This is a genomic window from Achromobacter sp. FW305-C-13 (assembly GCF_058783475.1).
This window is the reverse complement of record NZ_JBYSYN010000002.1, coordinates 1,508,519-1,524,432: the sequence shown is the minus strand read 5'-3', so window position 1 is coordinate 1,524,432 and position 15,914 is coordinate 1,508,519. Positions and strand designations below refer to the sequence as shown.

Here is a 15,914-nt window from a genome sequence, read left to right as displayed (position 1 = left end):
TCACGTTTTCTGCCGCGCCGATACGTTGCCGGCGGGCTATTGTGATGCGGCGAGCCTCAGGTGGTTTTCCGCTCCATCAAGGCCCAGGCGATCGTGCCGGCATCCACGTATTCCAGTTCACTGCCGGCCGGCACCCCGCGCGCCAGACGCGTCACGCGCAGGCCGCGTTCGCCCAGCGCTTCGCCCAGGAAGTGGGCGGTGGTTTCGCCTTCGGCGGTGAAGTTGGTGGCCAGGATCACTTCCTGCACCATGCCGTCGGTCGCCCGCTTGATGACCCGGTCGAAGTCGAGTTCGCGCGGGCCGATGCCCTCAAGCGGCGCCACCCGGCCCATCAACACGTAGTACAGGCCGCGGTAGCCGTGGCTGGACTCGATCATGTTCTGGTCGGCCGGGGTTTCCACGATGCACAAGAGCGAAGGATCACGCTTGGGATTGGCGCAGGTGCCGCAGACATCTTCTTCCGAAAAGCTGTTGCACCGCGCGCAATGCTTCAGATCCCGCACCGCGCCGGCCAGCGCCTGCCCCAGCATGTCCGCGCCTTGCGGGTCATGCTGCAGCAGGTGGTACGCCATGCGTCTGGCCGATCGCACGCCCACGCCGGGCAAGCGGCGCAGCGCCTCGATCAGCGACACCAGCGGTTCGGGTTCAGGCAGTAAGGGATCCATTGCAGCCCTGAGCGGCGTCGATCAGAAGGGCAGCTTCATGCCCGGGGGCAGCGGCATGCCGGCGGTAACGCCCGCCATCTTTTCCTGGGACGTGGTTTCAGCCTTGCGCAGCGCGTCGTTGAACGCGGCAGCGACCAGGTCTTCCAGCATGTCCTTGTCGTCGCCCAACAGCGACGGATCGATCACGACGCGCTTGACGTCGTGGCGGCAGGTCATGGTGACCTTGACCAGGCCGCCGCCGGACGCGCCTTCGACCAGGATCTCGGCCAGCGCGTCTTGCGCCTTCTTCATGTTTTCCTGCATCTGCTGCGCCTGGCGCATCAGGCCGGCCAGTTGTCCTTTCATCATGATGGATGTTCCTTGAACGAGGGGAATAAGAGATTGCCGCCGCCTCAGGCAGCGGCCGGGGGATCAACGTGGCGGATGGAGCCGGGTACGACCTGGCCTCCGAAATCGGCCAACAACGCTTGTACAAAAGGATCGACGGCCACGGCGTCTTCCGCGGCCTGCTGGCGCGCGGCGCGCTCGGCCTTCGCCACGGCATGCGCCGTGGCGTCGCCCGTGACGCCGACTTCCACATCCAGCCGGATGCCCTGACCGAAATGTTCGCACAAGACGGTTTGCAGGCGGACCCGGCTTTCGCTTTCGGCCAGCGTCTTCACAGCTACGCGCAGGACGATTGCATCGCCCTGCACGCCGGCCCATTCGCTCTGGCGCGCCAGTTCCGCCGCTAGCCCGGTGACAGGCAGGCGCGCGGCCAGTTCGGGCCAGCCGGCGGACGTCATGTCCGTCATGCGGGCGCGCGATTGGCCTGAGCCGCCCGCGCGCTTGCGCGCCGGCGCCGGGCCTTCGCGCCGGGCCGGGGCAGCCGAAACGGGTGCGGCCGACGGCGCGCTGGCCAGGGTTTCGAAATTGTCATCGTCCGGATCGGACGTGAAGCCGCCATCCGGGACAAAGCCGCCTTCGGCTTCGAACGGGATTTCTTCGTCGACCCAGGAAGGCGGACCGCCGTCATCGGATTCGGGCGGTGCGCTGGCCAGCACGGCCGCCACCGCGGGAGTGACCGCCAGCGCCGCGGAACCGGCTGCCTTGGCGGCAGCGGCAGTGTCGGGCGCTACGGCCGCCTCGGCCGGTAGGTCTTCCCAGGGTGGCACGCTGCCGCTTGCCGCGGCTTGCGGGGCGGAGGGGGTGGGTTCGGGGTCGGCTTGGGAGTCGACTTGAGGGGCGGCTTCGAGAGCCGTCGCAGCGGGGGACGGGGCGGCGGCTTCGACCGGCGCGGCGGGCGCGACCGGCTCCGGCGCAACGGCAGGCGCCGCGGCGACGGCCGGAGCGGCAACCGGCGCTGCAACCGGGGCAACCGGCGGCACGACTGCCGGGGCCAAAGCGGGCGCCACGGCGGGGGCTGGGGCTGCAGCCACGGCAGGCGCAGTCACAGCGGTGGGGGCCGCTGCCGGCGCAGCGGACGCGACGGCCGGCTCCGCCACTTGGCGGGCGGGCGCGGCGGGCGCTTCCAGCGCGGTTTGCGGACCGGCATCCCCGTTGAGCGCCAGCATGCGCAGGCAGGCCATGATGAAGCCCGCGTACTCGTCCGGGGCCAGCGTCAGTTCGCTGCGGCTATGCACGGCCACCGAATAGAACAGCTGCACGGCGTCGGGATGCAAGCCGAGCGCCAGGCGGGCGATATCGGCCGCCAGCGGGTCTTCGGCCGGCGTCACCCCGGTCACCCGCTGCTCGATCGCCACGCGCGAGAGCAGCACGGCCAGATCGGCCAGCGCACCGGCATAGGACAAGCCACGGGTCGCCAGTTCGTCGGCCACCGCCAGCACGCCCTTGGCGTCGCCGGCGGACAGGGCGTCCAGCAGGCGCACCAGGTGGCGTTGGTCGATGGTGCCGAGCATGCCGCGCACGGCGTCCTCGGTCATGTTGCCGGCGCTGTAGGCGATGGCCTGGTCGGTCAGGGACAGCGCATCGCGCATGGACCCCTGGGCGGCCTGCCCGATCAGCCGCAAGGCCGGCACTTCGAAAGCGACTTCTTCCTGACCCAGCACGGCCTGCAAGTGCCCGACGATGGAGTCGGCCGGCATCTGCTTCAGGTTGAACTGAAGGCAGCGCGACAGCACCGTCACCGGGATCTTCTGCGGATCGGTCGTGGCCAGGATGAATTTGACGTGCGGGGGCGGCTCTTCCAGCGTCTTCAACATGGCGTTGAAGGCGTGGCCCGTCAGCATGTGCACTTCGTCGATCATGTAGACCTTGAAGCGGCCCGCGCCCGGCGAGTACACCGCCTGCTCAAGCAGCTGCGTCATCTCTTCGACGCCGCGGTTCGAGGCCGCGTCCAGCTCCAGGTAGTCGACAAACCGCCCGGCGTCGATTTCCGTGCACGCGCGGCAGACGCCGCACGGCTTGGACGTGATGCCGGTTTCACAGTTGAGCGATTTGGCCAGGATCCGTGACAGCGTGGTCTTGCCCACGCCCCGGGTGCCGGTGAACAACCAGGCATGGTGCAGGCGTTGGGTGTCGAGCGCATGAGTCAACGCGCGCACCACGTGATCCTGTCCCACGAGGGTATCGAACGATCGCGGCCGCCACTTGCGGGCCAGTACCAGATAAGTCATGGCTGGATTGTAGAGCCTGTTTCGCGTGCTGGCTGAAATGCAAAGGGGACGGGCTTATTCCCGTGGAACGAATCCCTGGAAAATAACCCCGTCCCCCTTGAAAGCAATCGAGCGGTGGGTTGAATGACTACCCGTTGCTTTGAAGAATCCGGTTGGCGAGCCTTACTCCGGCACTGACCCTAAACGACTATGGCTGCTTCGTTCCCGACCTGACCAGGTTCACCGTCGAACCATGCGGAGGGGCCCGCCAACCGGAATTCTAGCAGAGCTGCGCTTCGCTTGCTTGCAGCCTTCCGGTTGGCGGGCCCCTGAGGGGCGGTATGTTGCCCCCTCCCCGGCCCTCCCCCCGAGGGGGAGGGAGAGATGGCTTTGCTTCGCTTGCCATTTTTGGCTCGCTTCGCTTTGCCTTGCTTGTTCGCTTCGCTTTGCTCGCTTTGCTTTGCGAGGGCTGTCTCGGGGCTTTGTCTTCTGGCCTGGGCGTGGTTCTTTGGCTTGGGCGCGGTCCTCTGGCTGGGTGTGGTCCTCTCGCTGGGTGTGGTCCTCTGGCTCGGGTGCGGTCCTCTGGCTGGGCGCGATCCTCCGGCTTGGGCACGGTCCTCTGGCTGGGCGCGATCTTCCGGCTTGGGCACGGTCCTCCGGCTGGGCGTGGTCCTATGCTTGGGCGTGGTCCTCTGGCTGGGCACGGTCCTCTGGCTTCGGCGCGGTCCTCTGGCTTGGGCGTGGATGCGTAGGATGGGTGGAGCGCGCGGGTGTCGTCTTTAGGGGGACGGCGGCCAGCGCGCGCAACCCATCGTGCAGGTTGCTGACGAAATCGCTATTGCAGATCTATCCAGGCTTTGGCTCGGGGGAAGTACAGGGCGGCTCGGGCTACGCGGCCGTCCAGGGCGGTGACCTGGGTGCAGTAGCGCAGCAGTTGTTCGCCGTGGCGCTGGCGCATGCGGGTGGCGAAGGCGGCGGGGGGTTCGCCGGGGTGGGGGCGGCCGGTTTTGTAGTCGACGATCAGCCAACCGTCTTCGGTACTCAACGCCAGATCGATGACGGATACCTTGCCGGCGGCGTCGATCAGTGGCCATTCGCGGCGGGCGCCGGATTGGGATAGCAGCCACAGGCCGCGGTCGTCCGATAGCGTGGCCTGCAGGGTTTCCAGCACGGCTTCGGCGGCGGCGTCTGCCTGGCTGGCGGGGATGCCTGCGCGCGTCAGTTGGCGGCGCATGGCGGGCAGGCGGTCTTCCAGGGCGTCGGCGGGCCATGCGTGCACGCCGTCCTGGCCGATGCGGGCGAGCCATGCGTGGGCCAGGGTGCCGATGGCGGCGTCGTAGCCGGCTTCCAGTTGCCAGGCGGGATGTTCGCTGCCGTCGCCCCAGGCGCCGCGGGCGGCGGCGCCAAAGCCGGGGCTGACGGTGATGTCGGACAAGCGCGCCAATTGCGCCAGGCCGACGCTTGCCACCCGCCGCAAAGGTTCACCCTGCCACTCCGGGCCGTCGGCGGCGTCGGGTTCGGCTTCGCCTTGCAATGACGGCGGCACCGGCGTTTCCAGGCAGGGCCACAGGCGGCCCAGGAGGCTGGCCGCGGGCGGGGTCTTGATCTGCCCCGTGGCCTCGTCGAGCGACACGTGCCCCACCAGATGCAGGCGCTTGCGCGCCCGGGTGGCCGCCACGTACAACAGCCGATCGATTTCGTACGAGGCGCGGCGCGCCTCGCGTGCGCCCAGGTAGCGCGAGACCGGGTCGGCCTCGGTTTCGGCGCGCGGCTTGACCGGACCGAACAGCACGCGGCCGCCGCTTTGCTCGAAACGCACCAACGGCGCCTGGTCGCCGCGCGGCGCGCGGTGCAGGCCGTACAGGATGACGGTTTCGAATTGCAGGCCCTTGGACTTGTGCATGGTCATGATCTCGACCGCGCCGTCGTCCTCGTCCGCCGCATCGGGCGCGGCGAAGAGCCTCGATATGCCTGCGTCCAGCGCTGCGGGGTCGATGCCGCCGTGCGGTGCCAGGCGTTCGACCAACTGGAAAAGGCTTTCCGCGTCATTGGCCACCGACAGACCGGCATATAGCGCGGGGCCGCCCAGGCGGCGCCACAGCGATTCCACCCACGCCGCGAATGGCATGGCGCCGGAGTCGTTGCGCTTGTCCAGCAAGACGGCCGCCACCTGGCGCAGGCGCTCGAATTCGTCGGCGCTGAGCAGCGCCTGCGCCGACGGGGATTCGGGTGCGGCCGGGGCGGCGTCGAACAGGGAGCCTTGCGGCGCCGTGTCCACCGCCGCTGGCAATGTCGGCCGCACGATGCGCAAAGCGCGCTCGAGCAGCACCGGCACCGGGGTGATGTGGTCGTCGCCGAACAGGCGTTGCAAGGACGTCAGCGTCAGGCCGCAATAGGGCGCGCGCAGCACCGACAGCCACGCCAGCCGGTCGCCGGGATGCGACAGCGCGCGCACCAATTGCACCAGGTCCGCCACCACCGGCCGCAAGGCCAGCGGCACCAGGTCCACGGCGCGGCAACGGATGCCCTCCTGCGCCAGACGGCGGGTCAGGTTGCCCAGGTGGCTGCGGGCGCGCACCAGCACCGCGACCGGATGCTTGGCGCCCTTGTGGTCGACCAATGCCTGGCGCACCAGCCCCACCGCGATGTCTTCGGCCTGCTCTTCGGCGGGCGCCGCGCCGGCGCGCGACCAGGCGGGATGAAAGCGCACCGCCGGGTCCGGCAGCGCGTCGTGGAATGCCGTGGACGGGCTGTAGGCGATCGCGCCCGCGGCGGCGTCGCTGCGCTTGGGCAACAACGACACGAACGACCGGTTCACCCAATCGACGATGCCGGCCTGCGACCGGAAGTTGTCGGTCAGGTTCAGGAAATCGGGCTGTAACTCGCCCACGCCGATATCCGCCACTTCCAGGAACAGGCCCACTTCGGCCTTGCGGAAACGGTAGATGGACTGCATGGGGTCGCCCACCAGGAACAGACTACGGCCATCGCCCGCCTGCCAGCCGGAGGTCAACGTGCGCAACAGGTCCAGCTGCGTCTGGCTGGTGTCCTGGAATTCGTCGATCAGCAGATGGCGGATCGACGCATCCAGCTTCAACAGCAATTCGCCCGGATCATCGGCGCTGCCCAGCGCCGATGCCGCGCGCTGCGCGATCTCGATGAAGTCGACTTCACCCGTATCCGCGAAGCGCAGGCGCAACTGCGCCACGGCCAGCGCCAGGGTCATCAACTGGGCGCCCAGCACTTCCCACTGCGCATCAGTGAAGCGCGGTTCCGGGATGTCGCGCACGGCGTTCAGGCGGCGCACCCAGGCGGCCTGCCCGTCCGCTGCTTCCAGCCACGCCACAAAGGGTTCCTTGTGCGCGCACTTGGCCGGAAAGCCCAGGTTCTTGTTGACCGTCTTGCGCAGGCTGCCCGTGCCGGTCAGCAACAGATGCGCCACCGCGCGCCACTGGTCCAGCACCTCGGCGTCCGGCGGCAGCTCTTCCGTCCAGTCCAGCAGCGCCAGCAGCTTGTTGTCGTCTTCGCCGTCCTGCAAGTGGGTGGCAGCCAGCCGGGCGGGCCCGCACAGCGCTTCGGCCCAGCCGTACGGCATCGCTTCGCTCAGCGCGTCAAGGTCTTCGCCGATGGCCTCGGCCAGCATGGCTTCCATGCCCGCGCGGTCGGAACCGTGACGCAGCAGCGGCAGCCATTGGTCGCGTTGGCCCAGCATGTCGGCAATGGCGTCCTTGGCGGCCTGCACGTCCACGTCCAGATGCTGCAGCAGCACGCGCACGGCGTCGTACTCGTCGGCCAGATCAAGCGTGGCGCGCGCCGCGGCTTCGTAGTTCGCGCGGGCGTCATCGGTGATCTCGGGCATGCCGCCCAGTTCCGACAGCCACGGCATGCTGCGCACCAGCCCCGCGCAGAAGGAATCGATGGTGCGGATGGCCAGGCGCGCCGGGTGATCCAGCAGATGCCAGCCCTGCGCTTCGTTGCGCGCCAGCGCGGCACGGGCCAGCTCCCAGCTGCGGCGTTCGTGCATGGCCTCGGGCGGCCCCTCCAGCCCGCGGCGCAGCTTGCTCAGCACGCGGGCGTGCATTTCGGACGCGGCCTTGCGCGTGAAGGTGATGGCGACGATCTCTTCCGGACGGTTCACCGTGGCCAACAGGGCCAGGATGCGGTCGGTCAGCAGTTCAGTCTTGCCCGACCCCGCGGGGGCCTGCACCAGAAACGAACGGGTGGGGTCCAGCGCGTCGGTGCGCGCGGCGTGGTCCTGCGGCAAGCGTTCTTGTTCAGCCATGCTCATGCGTCCTCGTCGTCCAGATGCAAACGCAGGAACGGCAATGCATCGCAGTATTTCAAATCATCCCGGCGGTAGGCGACGTTGGTGGCCACCCCGGCCACATACTCGTCGGCCAGCGCTTCGATCGCCACGCGCCAGCGCTGCCGGATCTCGGGCCAGGACAGGCCATCGAAGAACTTGCTGTCTTCGGCCAGCGTGACGCCCGGCATGCCCAGGTCTTCGTCAGCCAGGCCTTGGGCGGCCACCTGCCGCGCGTGGATCTGCGCCAGCACCAGGCCAGCCACCTCGCCGCCCGCGGCGTCCGCCAGCACCGACGCGTAGAACGGCAGTTGCACGTTCACTGGCCGGCTTCGCGACCAGTCGGGCTCGGGCTTGGCGGCGGCCACGCCCGTCTTGTAGTCCACGATGACATTGCGGCCGTCGGCCAGGCTGTCGATGCGGTCCAGCCGCAGTTTCAGGTTCAATGCCCCGCGCTGCCACTGATGGTTTTTTTCAACCTGGGCAACGGCGAACGGCAGGCGTTGCGCCTCCATGTCCAGCCACGAGGCCAGCACGGTCCGGGCACGCTGGCATTCCAGCGCCTTGAGCGCGGGCGCGTAGTCCTTGAGCTCGACCTCCGCGGCCTGCGCCACCGCCTGCTCCAGCAGCGCGGGCAGGCGGCCGGTGGCCAGGACTTCGTGCAGGGTTTCCTGGTCGGGCATCATGCCCCACACCAGTTCCAGCGCCTTGTGCAGAAACTGGCCGCGCACGTTCACGGTGGCGATGTCCGCATACGGCGCAAGTTCGCGGCCGCCCAAGCGGTGGCGCACGAAGGCCCACAGCGGGTTGCGCGCCTGCGTATCCAGGACGTCCAGCCCCCCGCCTCCGCGGTTTCCGGGCGCCAGCGGCGGCCCCTGGTTGTCGTCCAGCGATTCCTGCGGCAGCGCGGCCACCAGCTCTGCGGCGGCCGGCGCCCAGTCCGTCAACGCGGTCGCGGCGATCAGCGGCGAGGGGCGCAATTCGCGCTCGCCATCCATGTGGGCATGGCTGACGATGATGTCAGGCGCGCAGCGGCACAGCGCGGCGTACATGCCTTCGGCCCATTCGCGCTCCCGTTCGGGCGTAGCCCGCGGCGCCTTGGCCTGCCGCAGCACGGCCAGGGGCAGCAGCGGGTTGGGCTTGGGCGATGCGGGCAGCACGTCGTCGGTCAAGCCCAGCATCCAGACGCCATCCCAGTAGCCGCCTTCGGCCTCCAGCAAACCCAGCACATCCAGGCGCGCCAGGGGATCGCGCTGCGGCTGGAACGATGCGGACCGTGCCACGCTTTGCAGCAGGTTCACCGCCGCCACGCCGCCCAGCCGGCCAGCGGCCGGCGCCAGCGCCGAGAAGCTGCCCAAGGCGTCGCCCAGCGCGCCCATGACCTGATACCCGACGCTATCCAGCACGGCTTCGCCGGGAAAGCCCAACGCCGTCAGCGCGGCTTTCATGCGCAACATCCAGATGTCGCAGGTCGCCTGGCGGCCGCCCTGCGTCCAGATCTCCAGCGCCTGGTTCCAGGCTTGCGCCAGGGCGGGCATGTCGGCCAGCAACTTTTTCCAATCCTGCGGGCCCACGTGCTGCACGGCCTGCCGGCGCCAGCGTGCGTCGATCGCAGCCAGCCGCGCGCGGTCGCGCACGTCGCCGGCGCAATGGCCGGCCAGCACGGCGGCGCCCAGCACGTCCACGCTGCAGCCCTTGCCCGCGGCGCATTCGGCCAGCGCACGCAGCCACGCCAGCGCGGCGCGCGCCATCGGCCATTCATCAAGCGGCCGGCCCACCGCCACGTTGAACGCAAAAGCCGGCGCACCATCGCGGCCGGCCAGGGCCTGGCTCAACACGCGCCGTGCAAACGGGGATTCGGCCTCCAATTGCGGCGACACGATGGCGTAGCGCCCAAGCGGATTCGCCTTCAACCGGCTGGCGGCCCACGCGGCGGCGGCGCGCCATTCCGCGCCCTGATCCGCCGCCTCGAACCGCCGCGCCACGGTTCCGACCCGCTGCGCGTCGCGCCACTGCGCAACTACGGTGCCCTGCGCCTCAAATGCGCTGAGCAGCCGGCGAAAGCGCGGCGACATGTCGGTAAAACCCGCCAGCACCAGTTGGCCGGGGGTGGCGAGCCGGCCGTCCTCCAGGGCGCGCAGCACGCGCGCATACCCCTGGTTCGCGTCTTCGGCGTCGATGCCTGCGAGCGTTTGGCAGTAGCGCGCGCGCCACCGGGCAAAGCCGCGGTATTCGTCGGTGTCCGCGCCCGACGGCACGTGCAGGTCCCACTCGTCCATCAGCAGATCGGCGTCCATGGACAGGCGCGCAGCCTGGCTGGCGTCCAGCAGCACCCGCTCCGCCTCTTCCGCGCGAATGGCTTCGGTCCAGACCAGCTGCGTGGCAAAACTGTCCAGCCGGTAAGCGGGCACGTCGTCGTCCGCTTCGAAGGCCAGTTCGTTGGCGGACTCGGCCAACCACGCCGACAGCGGCAGGATGCGCGGCAATTCGCTGACTTGGCGTTCCTGGCGCAACAGGCCGGCCAGCTCCAGCGTCAAGCGGCGCGACAGCCGGTTGTTCACAGTCAGCACCAGCGTGTCGGCGGCGGGCATGGCGCCGATGTCCGGCAGCGATAGATCGGAAAAGGAAAGCGATGCGTCCTGCATGGGCACCTACAAAGCGCGTACCGAAACGGCGGGCGCGGGCGACGAAAAAAACGACGGAGGAAACTCCGTCGTAGGATACCGCGAGCCGAGGGGATGGATGCGCCTAAAAGCCGCAAAGCGCGGCCAGGTTTTCCCAGTGGATCTGCATCTCGGGCGTGGTGTAGCCCCAGAACGCCAGGCCCAGCACGGCCGCCAGCGCCAGCACGCCCACGGCGCGCCAGCCTCGATGGCGGCGGACGGCGGGAGGATGGGCTGGGGTCATGGACGGATCTCCGGATCGCAAGGTTCTGGCGCCGGCCTCATGCCGACGCGGGGCGGGGTTCGGCGGGCGTCACCGGCTGTTCCCGCACCGGCAGGCACAGCAACGCGGCAATCACGGCCAGCGCCACGCCCAACCACCAGACCATATCGTAATTGCCCGTCTTGGCGTAGGCGTAACCGCCCAGCCAGACGCCGATGAAGCTGCCCAGCTGGTGCCCCAGGAAGACGATGCCCGACAGCGTGGCCGCATAACGCAGGCCGTAGATCTGCCCGATCAGCCCTTGTGTAAGCGGCACCGTCCCCAGCCAGAACAGGCCCATCCAGGCCGCAAAGGCGTACAGGACCCACGCCGACAAGGGCATGGCCAACAGCAGCAGAATGCCGAAGGCCCGCATGAAATACACGATCGCCAGCAAGCGCTTCTTGCTGTATTTGCCACCGAGTTTGCCCGCGTAGAACGAGCCCAGCACGTTGAACAGACCGATCAGCGCCACGGCGGTCGCGCCCTGCCCTGGCGTCAAGCCGCCATCGGTCACATAGGCCGGCAGGTGCAGCGTGATGAAGGCGGTATGGAAACCACAGACGAAGTAGCTCCAGAACAGAAAGTGGAACGACGGGTGGCGCACCGCCTGGCGCACGGCCGCAGCGAGCGACTGCTGCGGCCCCGATTGCGCTTGCGGACGCCCACGCAGGAAATAGGCGAGCGGCGCGGCGCAAGCCACGAACAGCGACAGCACCCACAGCGCACCCGGCCAGTCCATGCCGGTGATCAATGCCTGCCCGGTAGGCACCACGGCGAACTGGCCGAGCGAACCCCCGGCGCTGGCGATGCCCATCGCCGTGCTGCGGTAGGCAGGCGGCACCGCACGCGCCACCACCGGCAGGATCACCGGGAACGTGGTGCCCGCCTGGCCCAGCCCGACCAGCACGCCGGCGGTCAGGTACAGCGTCGCTTCGTCGGTGGCAAAACGGGTGCCGATCATGCCCAGCATGTACAGCACCGCGCCCAGCGCGATGGTGCGCCCCGATCCGTAACGGTCGGCCAGGATGCCCATGAAAATGCAGGCGACGCCCCACACCAGGTTCTGCAAGGCGAAGGCCATTGAAAACACGTCGCGGCCCCAGCCGTGGGCCAGGCCCATCGGCTGCATGAACAGGCCAAAAGTGGCACGCACACCCATGGCAAGCAGCACCACAAGGGTACCCAGGATGAGGGTGCGCGTGGAAATCTTATCGGTTTGAATAGACATGAAACCCGTGTCTGGTTGTTGTATGGGTTTGCGCCCCCTCCTCGGGACGACCCGCACATCATATACAAATCGGCCGGGGCAGAACGGCAATAGCCATGCTGCCGCGTCGCGCATTGCAGGGCTGTCACTCGGGCCTTGCCCCTACGACTAAGGTCGCATGTCCCCCGAATTGATGCGTCTCTATATTGGCCGGAGGCTCGTTCGCCAATAACGATAAGGAGACCCTCACAATGACTTCACCCAAAGGCGTGGTTGCCGCTGTCCTGCGTCATCCCAAATATCAGGAATTGCTGCGCCGCCGCAGCCGCACCAGCTTGCTGTTCTTCACCATCACCGGCGTGATCTACGCGGGCTTCATCCTGACCCTGGCATTCGATCCCGCATTCTTCGCCCGCCCACTGCCCGGCATGACGATGAGCATCGGCATCTTGACCGGCATCCTCGTGGTAGGCAGCGCCGTGGTGCTGATTTCGGCTTACGTCCACATCTCCAACACGGTCTTCGACCCGCTGCTGGCCGCCATCCTCAAGGACGTCTCATGAAACGCAAGACAGTGGGCGCCGCGTTGATCTTCGTGCTGGGCTGCGTGCTGGCGGGCTCGGCCCGCGCCGCCGCAACCGGGCAGGCCAGCACTTCCGCCATCGTCATGTTCCTGACCTTCATCGCAGGAACCATGGGCATCACCTACTGGGCCGCCAAGCGCACCCGCACCACATCGGATTTCTACACGGCAGGCGGCGGACTGACGGGCTTTCAGAACGGCTTGGCCATCGCAGGCGATTACCTTTCCGCCGCCTCGTTCCTGGGGATTGCGGGCATGGTCTACGTCAGCGGTTTCGACGGCATGATCTACGCCATCGGCTTCCTGTTCGGCTGGCCAGTGGTCATGTTCCTCATCGCCGAACGGTTGCGCAACCTGGGCCGGTACAACTTCGCGGACGTGACCTCGTTCCGCTTGGCGCAAACCCCCATGCGGGTGCTGGCGGCCAGCGCGTCGCTGCTGATCATCGCGCTGTACCTGATCGCGCAAATTGTCGGCGCGGGCAAGCTGATCGTGCTGCTGTTCGGGCTGGACTACAACATTGCGGTATTGATCGTCGGGTCGCTGATGATGATCTACGTGGCCTTCGGCGGCATGACCGCCACGACCTGGGTACAGATCATCAAGGCAGTCCTGATGCTCTTCGGCGCCACGCTGATGACCATCCTGGTGCTGGCGGCCTTTAACTACAGCCCCGATGCGCTGCTGGCGGAGGCCGCCCGCGTGCACCCGTCTGGCCTGGAACTACTGGCACCGGGCGCGCAGGTCAGCAGCAATCCGCTGAACGCCTTGTCGCTGGGCATCGCGCTGGCCTTCGGCACCGCTGGCCTGCCGCACATCCTGATGCGCTTCTTCACGGTGTCCAACGCCAAGGAAGCCCGCAAGTCCGTGATCTACGCCAGCGCCTTCATCGGCTACTTCTATCTGCTCACGTTCATCATCGGTTTTGGGGCGGTCGCGCTGCTGGTGCGCCACCCCGAGTATTTCTCGACCGGCCCGGACGGTGGGTTCGACATGATGAAAAGCCTGATCGGCGGCACCAATATGGTCGCGGTCCACCTGGCCAACGCCGTGGGCGGCAATCTGCTGCTGGGTTTCCTGGCGGCCGTCACGTTCGCCACCATCGTGGCGGTGGTGGCCGGTTTGGCGCTGGCTGGCGCCGCAGCCATTTCGCATGACCTGTACGCCAACGTCATCGCGCGGGGCCGCGCCACGGAACACCAGCAGATGCGCATTTCGCGCCTGTCCACCATCGCCCTGGGCGTCATGGCCATTCTGCTAGGCATCGTATTCGAGAACCAGAACGTGGCGTTCATGGTGGGTCTGGCCTTCGCCATCGCCGCCAGCGCCAACTTCCCCGTGCTGGTGCTGTCGATCTCCTGGCGCGGATGCACCACGCGTGGCGCGACCATCGGCGGGTTCCTGGGCCTGACCAGCGCGACAGTCTGGGTCGTGCTCAGCCAGACCGTATGGGTGGACGTCTTGGGGTTTTCCTCGCCCGTCACGCCCTTCCCCAACCCGGGCATCCTGTCCATCCCGCTGGCGTTTTCTTCGATCTGGCTGTTCTCGAAGCTGGACCGCAGCCCGCGCGCCCGGCAAGAAGCCGAGGCCTTCGACGCCCTGACCGTCCGCAGCCAGACCGGTATCGGCGCCACCACCGCCGTCGGCCATTAACCGTTCAGAGGACCCATCCATGAAACCCATCCGCGACCTCTATCCCGTGCCCGAGGGCTTTGCCGGCCCGCAGACGATCACGCAGGAACACTACGAAAACCTGTACGCGGCATCACACCGCGATCCGGACGCCTTCTGGGCCCACGCCGCGCAGCGCCTGCAGTGGCATCGCGCCCCAACGCAAATCCGGGACTTCAGCTTCGCCGCTGAAGACTTCCATATCCGCTGGTATGCCGACGGAGAGCTGAACGTCAGCGTCAACTGCCTGGATCGCCACCTTGAGACCCACGGCGAAAAGCCCGCGCTGATCTGGGAGCCGGACGACCCCGGCACGCCTTCGCGGCGCATCAGCTACCGCGAATTGCACGCGATGGTCTGCAAGATGGGCAATGCGCTGCGACGCATCGGCATCGGCCGCGGCGACCGCGTCACGATCTACATGCCGATGATCGTGGACACCGTGGCCGCCATGCTGGCCTGCGCGCGCATCGGCGCCGTGCATAACGTCGTGTTCGGCGGATTCGCGCCGGCCTCCATCGCCGACCGCGTGCGCGACTGCGGCGCCCGCGCCATCATCACCGCCGACGAAGGCCGGCGGGCTGGCCGCGCCATTGCGCTGAAAGCCAATGTGGACGCCGCGATGAAGATGCCGGGCATGGAGGGCGTGCGCAACGTGCTGGTGGTCAGGCATACGGGCGCGCCCGTCGACATGACGGCCGAACGCGACTATTGGCTGGACCGCCTGATGGACCGGGAAACCGAAGAATGCGTCCCCGAGCTCATGAACGCCGAAGACCCGCTTTTCATCCTCCATACCTCGGGCAGCACCGGCAAGCCCAAGGGGATGCTGCACACGACCGGCGGTTACCTCGTCTATGCCGCCTACACGCATGCCGCCCTCTTCGACATCCGGGACAGCGATGTCTTCTGGTGCACGGCGGACGTGGGCTGGATCACGGGCCACAGCTACATCGTGTACGGACCGCTGGCCAATGGCGCCACGACGGTCGTCTTTGAAGGCGTGCCCAGCTACCCGGACGCCTCACGCTTCTGGCACGTCATCGACAAGCACGAGGTCAGCATCTTCTACACCGCGCCCACGGCCATCCGCGCCCTGATGCGCGAGGGCCTCGAGCCCGTCCTCCGCACCTCCCGGAAGTCGCTGCGCCTGCTGGGCACCGTGGGCGAACCCATCAACCCCGAGGCCTGGCGCTGGTATCACGACGTCGTGGGAGAGGGCCGCTGCCCGGTCGTGGACACCTGGTGGCAGACGGAAACAGGCGGCATACTGATTGCGCCCATGCCCGGCGCCAAGGCCTGCAAGCCGGGCTCGGCCAGCATGCCCTTTTTCGGCATCCGGCCGGAGCTGGTCGATGTGCAGACGGGCGAAGTGATAGAGGGCCCCGGCGAAGGTAACTTGTTCATCCGCGACTCGTGGCCTGGGCAGGCGCGCACCGTCTACGGCGACGACCGGCGCTACGTTGAAAGTTGCTTCAAGGACTATCCCGGCATGTACTTCACGGGCGACAGTTGCCGCCGCGATGCCGATGGCGACTACTGGGTCACCGGCCGCGTGGACGACGTGTTGAACGTCAGCGGACACCGCTTGGGCACCGCCGAACTGGAAAGCGCGCTGGTATCGCATCCGAAGGTGGCCGAAGCGGCGGCGGTGGGCTTTTCCCACGACATCAAGGGCCAGGGCATTTACGTGTATGTCACGCTGAAAGCGGGTCTGAAAGCGTCCGACACCCTGCGCCAGGAACTGGTGGCCCACTTGCGCCGCGAAATCGGCCCCATCGCGACGCCCGACCATCTGCAATGGGCGCCCGCCCTGCCCAAGACGCGTTCCGGCAAGATCATGCGCCGCATCCTGCGCAAGATCGCCGAGAACAATGTCGACGACCTGGGCGACATCACCACGCTGGCCGATCCCTCGGTCGTGCAAGCACTGGTGCAGGAACGGGGTATGGCATGATCGGCC

Annotated in this window: 10 protein-coding genes and 1 other RNA gene; 3 read left to right on the top strand and 8 right to left on the bottom strand. The window is 67.8% G+C overall.

Annotated features, from left to right (window positions below; translation table 11 throughout):
* Positions 1 to 56: 56 nt before the first annotated feature.
* The 8 genes from recR to AC3WMU_RS18390 all read right to left on the bottom strand — a co-directional run bounded on the left by recR (position 57) and on the right by AC3WMU_RS18390 (position 11,718).
* On the bottom strand, positions 57 to 665 hold the full coding sequence (gene recR / locus AC3WMU_RS18425) for a recombination mediator RecR (protein WP_006222855.1): 609 nt from the start codon (positions 663 to 665) through the stop codon (positions 57 to 59).
* 21 nt (positions 666 to 686) lie between these two features.
* On the bottom strand, positions 687 to 1,013 hold the full coding sequence (locus AC3WMU_RS18420; RefSeq protein WP_006221090.1) for a YbaB/EbfC family nucleoid-associated protein: 327 nt from the start codon (positions 1,011 to 1,013) through the stop codon (positions 687 to 689).
* A gap of 44 nt (positions 1,014 to 1,057) precedes the next feature.
* Complete coding sequence (locus AC3WMU_RS18415) at positions 1,058 to 3,280, bottom strand: DNA polymerase III subunit gamma/tau (RefSeq protein ID WP_492282788.1); 2,223 nt, start codon at positions 3,278 to 3,280, stop codon at positions 1,058 to 1,060.
* Positions 3,281 to 3,431: 151 nt separating this feature from the next.
* Positions 3,432 to 3,529: signal recognition particle sRNA small type (gene ffs, locus AC3WMU_RS18410), an RNA gene on the bottom strand.
* Positions 3,530 to 4,094: 565 nt separating this feature from the next.
* Positions 4,095 to 7,541: a UvrD-helicase domain-containing protein gene (locus tag AC3WMU_RS18405; protein WP_492282787.1), complete on the bottom strand. Its 3,447-nt coding sequence runs from the start codon at positions 7,539 to 7,541 to the stop codon at positions 4,095 to 4,097.
* A gap of 2 nt (positions 7,542 to 7,543) precedes the next feature.
* Entirely contained in the window at positions 7,544 to 10,207 is a 2,664-nt protein-coding gene (locus tag AC3WMU_RS18400) for a PD-(D/E)XK nuclease family protein (RefSeq protein WP_492282786.1), read from the bottom strand.
* A 103-nt stretch (positions 10,208 to 10,310) separates the two neighbouring features.
* The gene (locus AC3WMU_RS18395; protein ID WP_006222851.1) at positions 10,311 to 10,469 is read right to left on the bottom strand and encodes a hypothetical protein; all 159 of its coding nucleotides are present in this window, start codon (positions 10,467 to 10,469) and stop codon (positions 10,311 to 10,313) included.
* Positions 10,470 to 10,506: 37 nt separating this feature from the next.
* A complete protein-coding gene (locus AC3WMU_RS18390) occupies positions 10,507 to 11,718 on the bottom strand; it encodes an MFS transporter (RefSeq protein WP_006222850.1) in 1,212 nt (403 codons plus the stop codon).
* Positions 11,719 to 11,948: 230 nt separating this feature from the next.
* Here AC3WMU_RS18390 and AC3WMU_RS18385 point away from each other — a divergent pair, with 230 nt between their 5' ends.
* From AC3WMU_RS18385 to acs, 3 genes are read left to right on the top strand one after another with little or no spacing between them, the layout of a single operon-like run.
* On the top strand, positions 11,949 to 12,260 hold the full coding sequence (locus AC3WMU_RS18385) for a DUF485 domain-containing protein (RefSeq protein WP_492282785.1): 312 nt from the start codon (positions 11,949 to 11,951) through the stop codon (positions 12,258 to 12,260).
* On the top strand, positions 12,257 to 13,933 hold the full coding sequence (gene actP / locus AC3WMU_RS18380; protein ID WP_492282784.1) for a cation/acetate symporter ActP: 1,677 nt from the start codon (positions 12,257 to 12,259) through the stop codon (positions 13,931 to 13,933). Before AC3WMU_RS18385 ends, actP begins: the two co-directional genes overlap by 4 nt.
* Before the next feature lie 19 nt (positions 13,934 to 13,952).
* Positions 13,953 to 15,908: an acetate--CoA ligase gene (gene acs / locus AC3WMU_RS18375; protein ID WP_492282783.1), complete on the top strand. Its 1,956-nt coding sequence runs from the start codon at positions 13,953 to 13,955 to the stop codon at positions 15,906 to 15,908.
* The last annotated feature ends 6 nt before the right edge of the window (positions 15,909 to 15,914 follow it).

Bases quoted from the DNA above. Each gene is read 5' to 3' on its own strand.
- acs (WP_492282783.1), top strand. From the start codon at position 13,953: ATGAAACCCATCCGCGACCTCTATCCCGTGCCCGAGGGCTTTGCCGGC.
- AC3WMU_RS18405 (WP_492282787.1), bottom strand. From the start codon at position 7,541: ATGGCTGAACAAGAACGCTTGCCGCAGGACCACGCCGCGCGCACCGAC.
- AC3WMU_RS18415 (WP_492282788.1), bottom strand. From the start codon at position 3,280: ATGACTTATCTGGTACTGGCCCGCAAGTGGCGGCCGCGATCGTTCGAT.
- AC3WMU_RS18395 (WP_006222851.1), bottom strand. From the start codon at position 10,469: ATGACCCCAGCCCATCCTCCCGCCGTCCGCCGCCATCGAGGCTGGCGC.
- AC3WMU_RS18390 (WP_006222850.1), bottom strand. From the start codon at position 11,718: ATGTCTATTCAAACCGATAAGATTTCCACGCGCACCCTCATCCTGGGT.
- recR (WP_006222855.1), bottom strand. From the start codon at position 665: ATGGATCCCTTACTGCCTGAACCCGAACCGCTGGTGTCGCTGATCGAG.
- AC3WMU_RS18400 (WP_492282786.1), bottom strand. From the start codon at position 10,207: ATGCAGGACGCATCGCTTTCCTTTTCCGATCTATCGCTGCCGGACATC.
- actP (WP_492282784.1), top strand. From the start codon at position 12,257: ATGAAACGCAAGACAGTGGGCGCCGCGTTGATCTTCGTGCTGGGCTGC.
- AC3WMU_RS18420 (WP_006221090.1), bottom strand. From the start codon at position 1,013: ATGATGAAAGGACAACTGGCCGGCCTGATGCGCCAGGCGCAGCAGATG.
- AC3WMU_RS18385 (WP_492282785.1), top strand. From the start codon at position 11,949: ATGACTTCACCCAAAGGCGTGGTTGCCGCTGTCCTGCGTCATCCCAAA.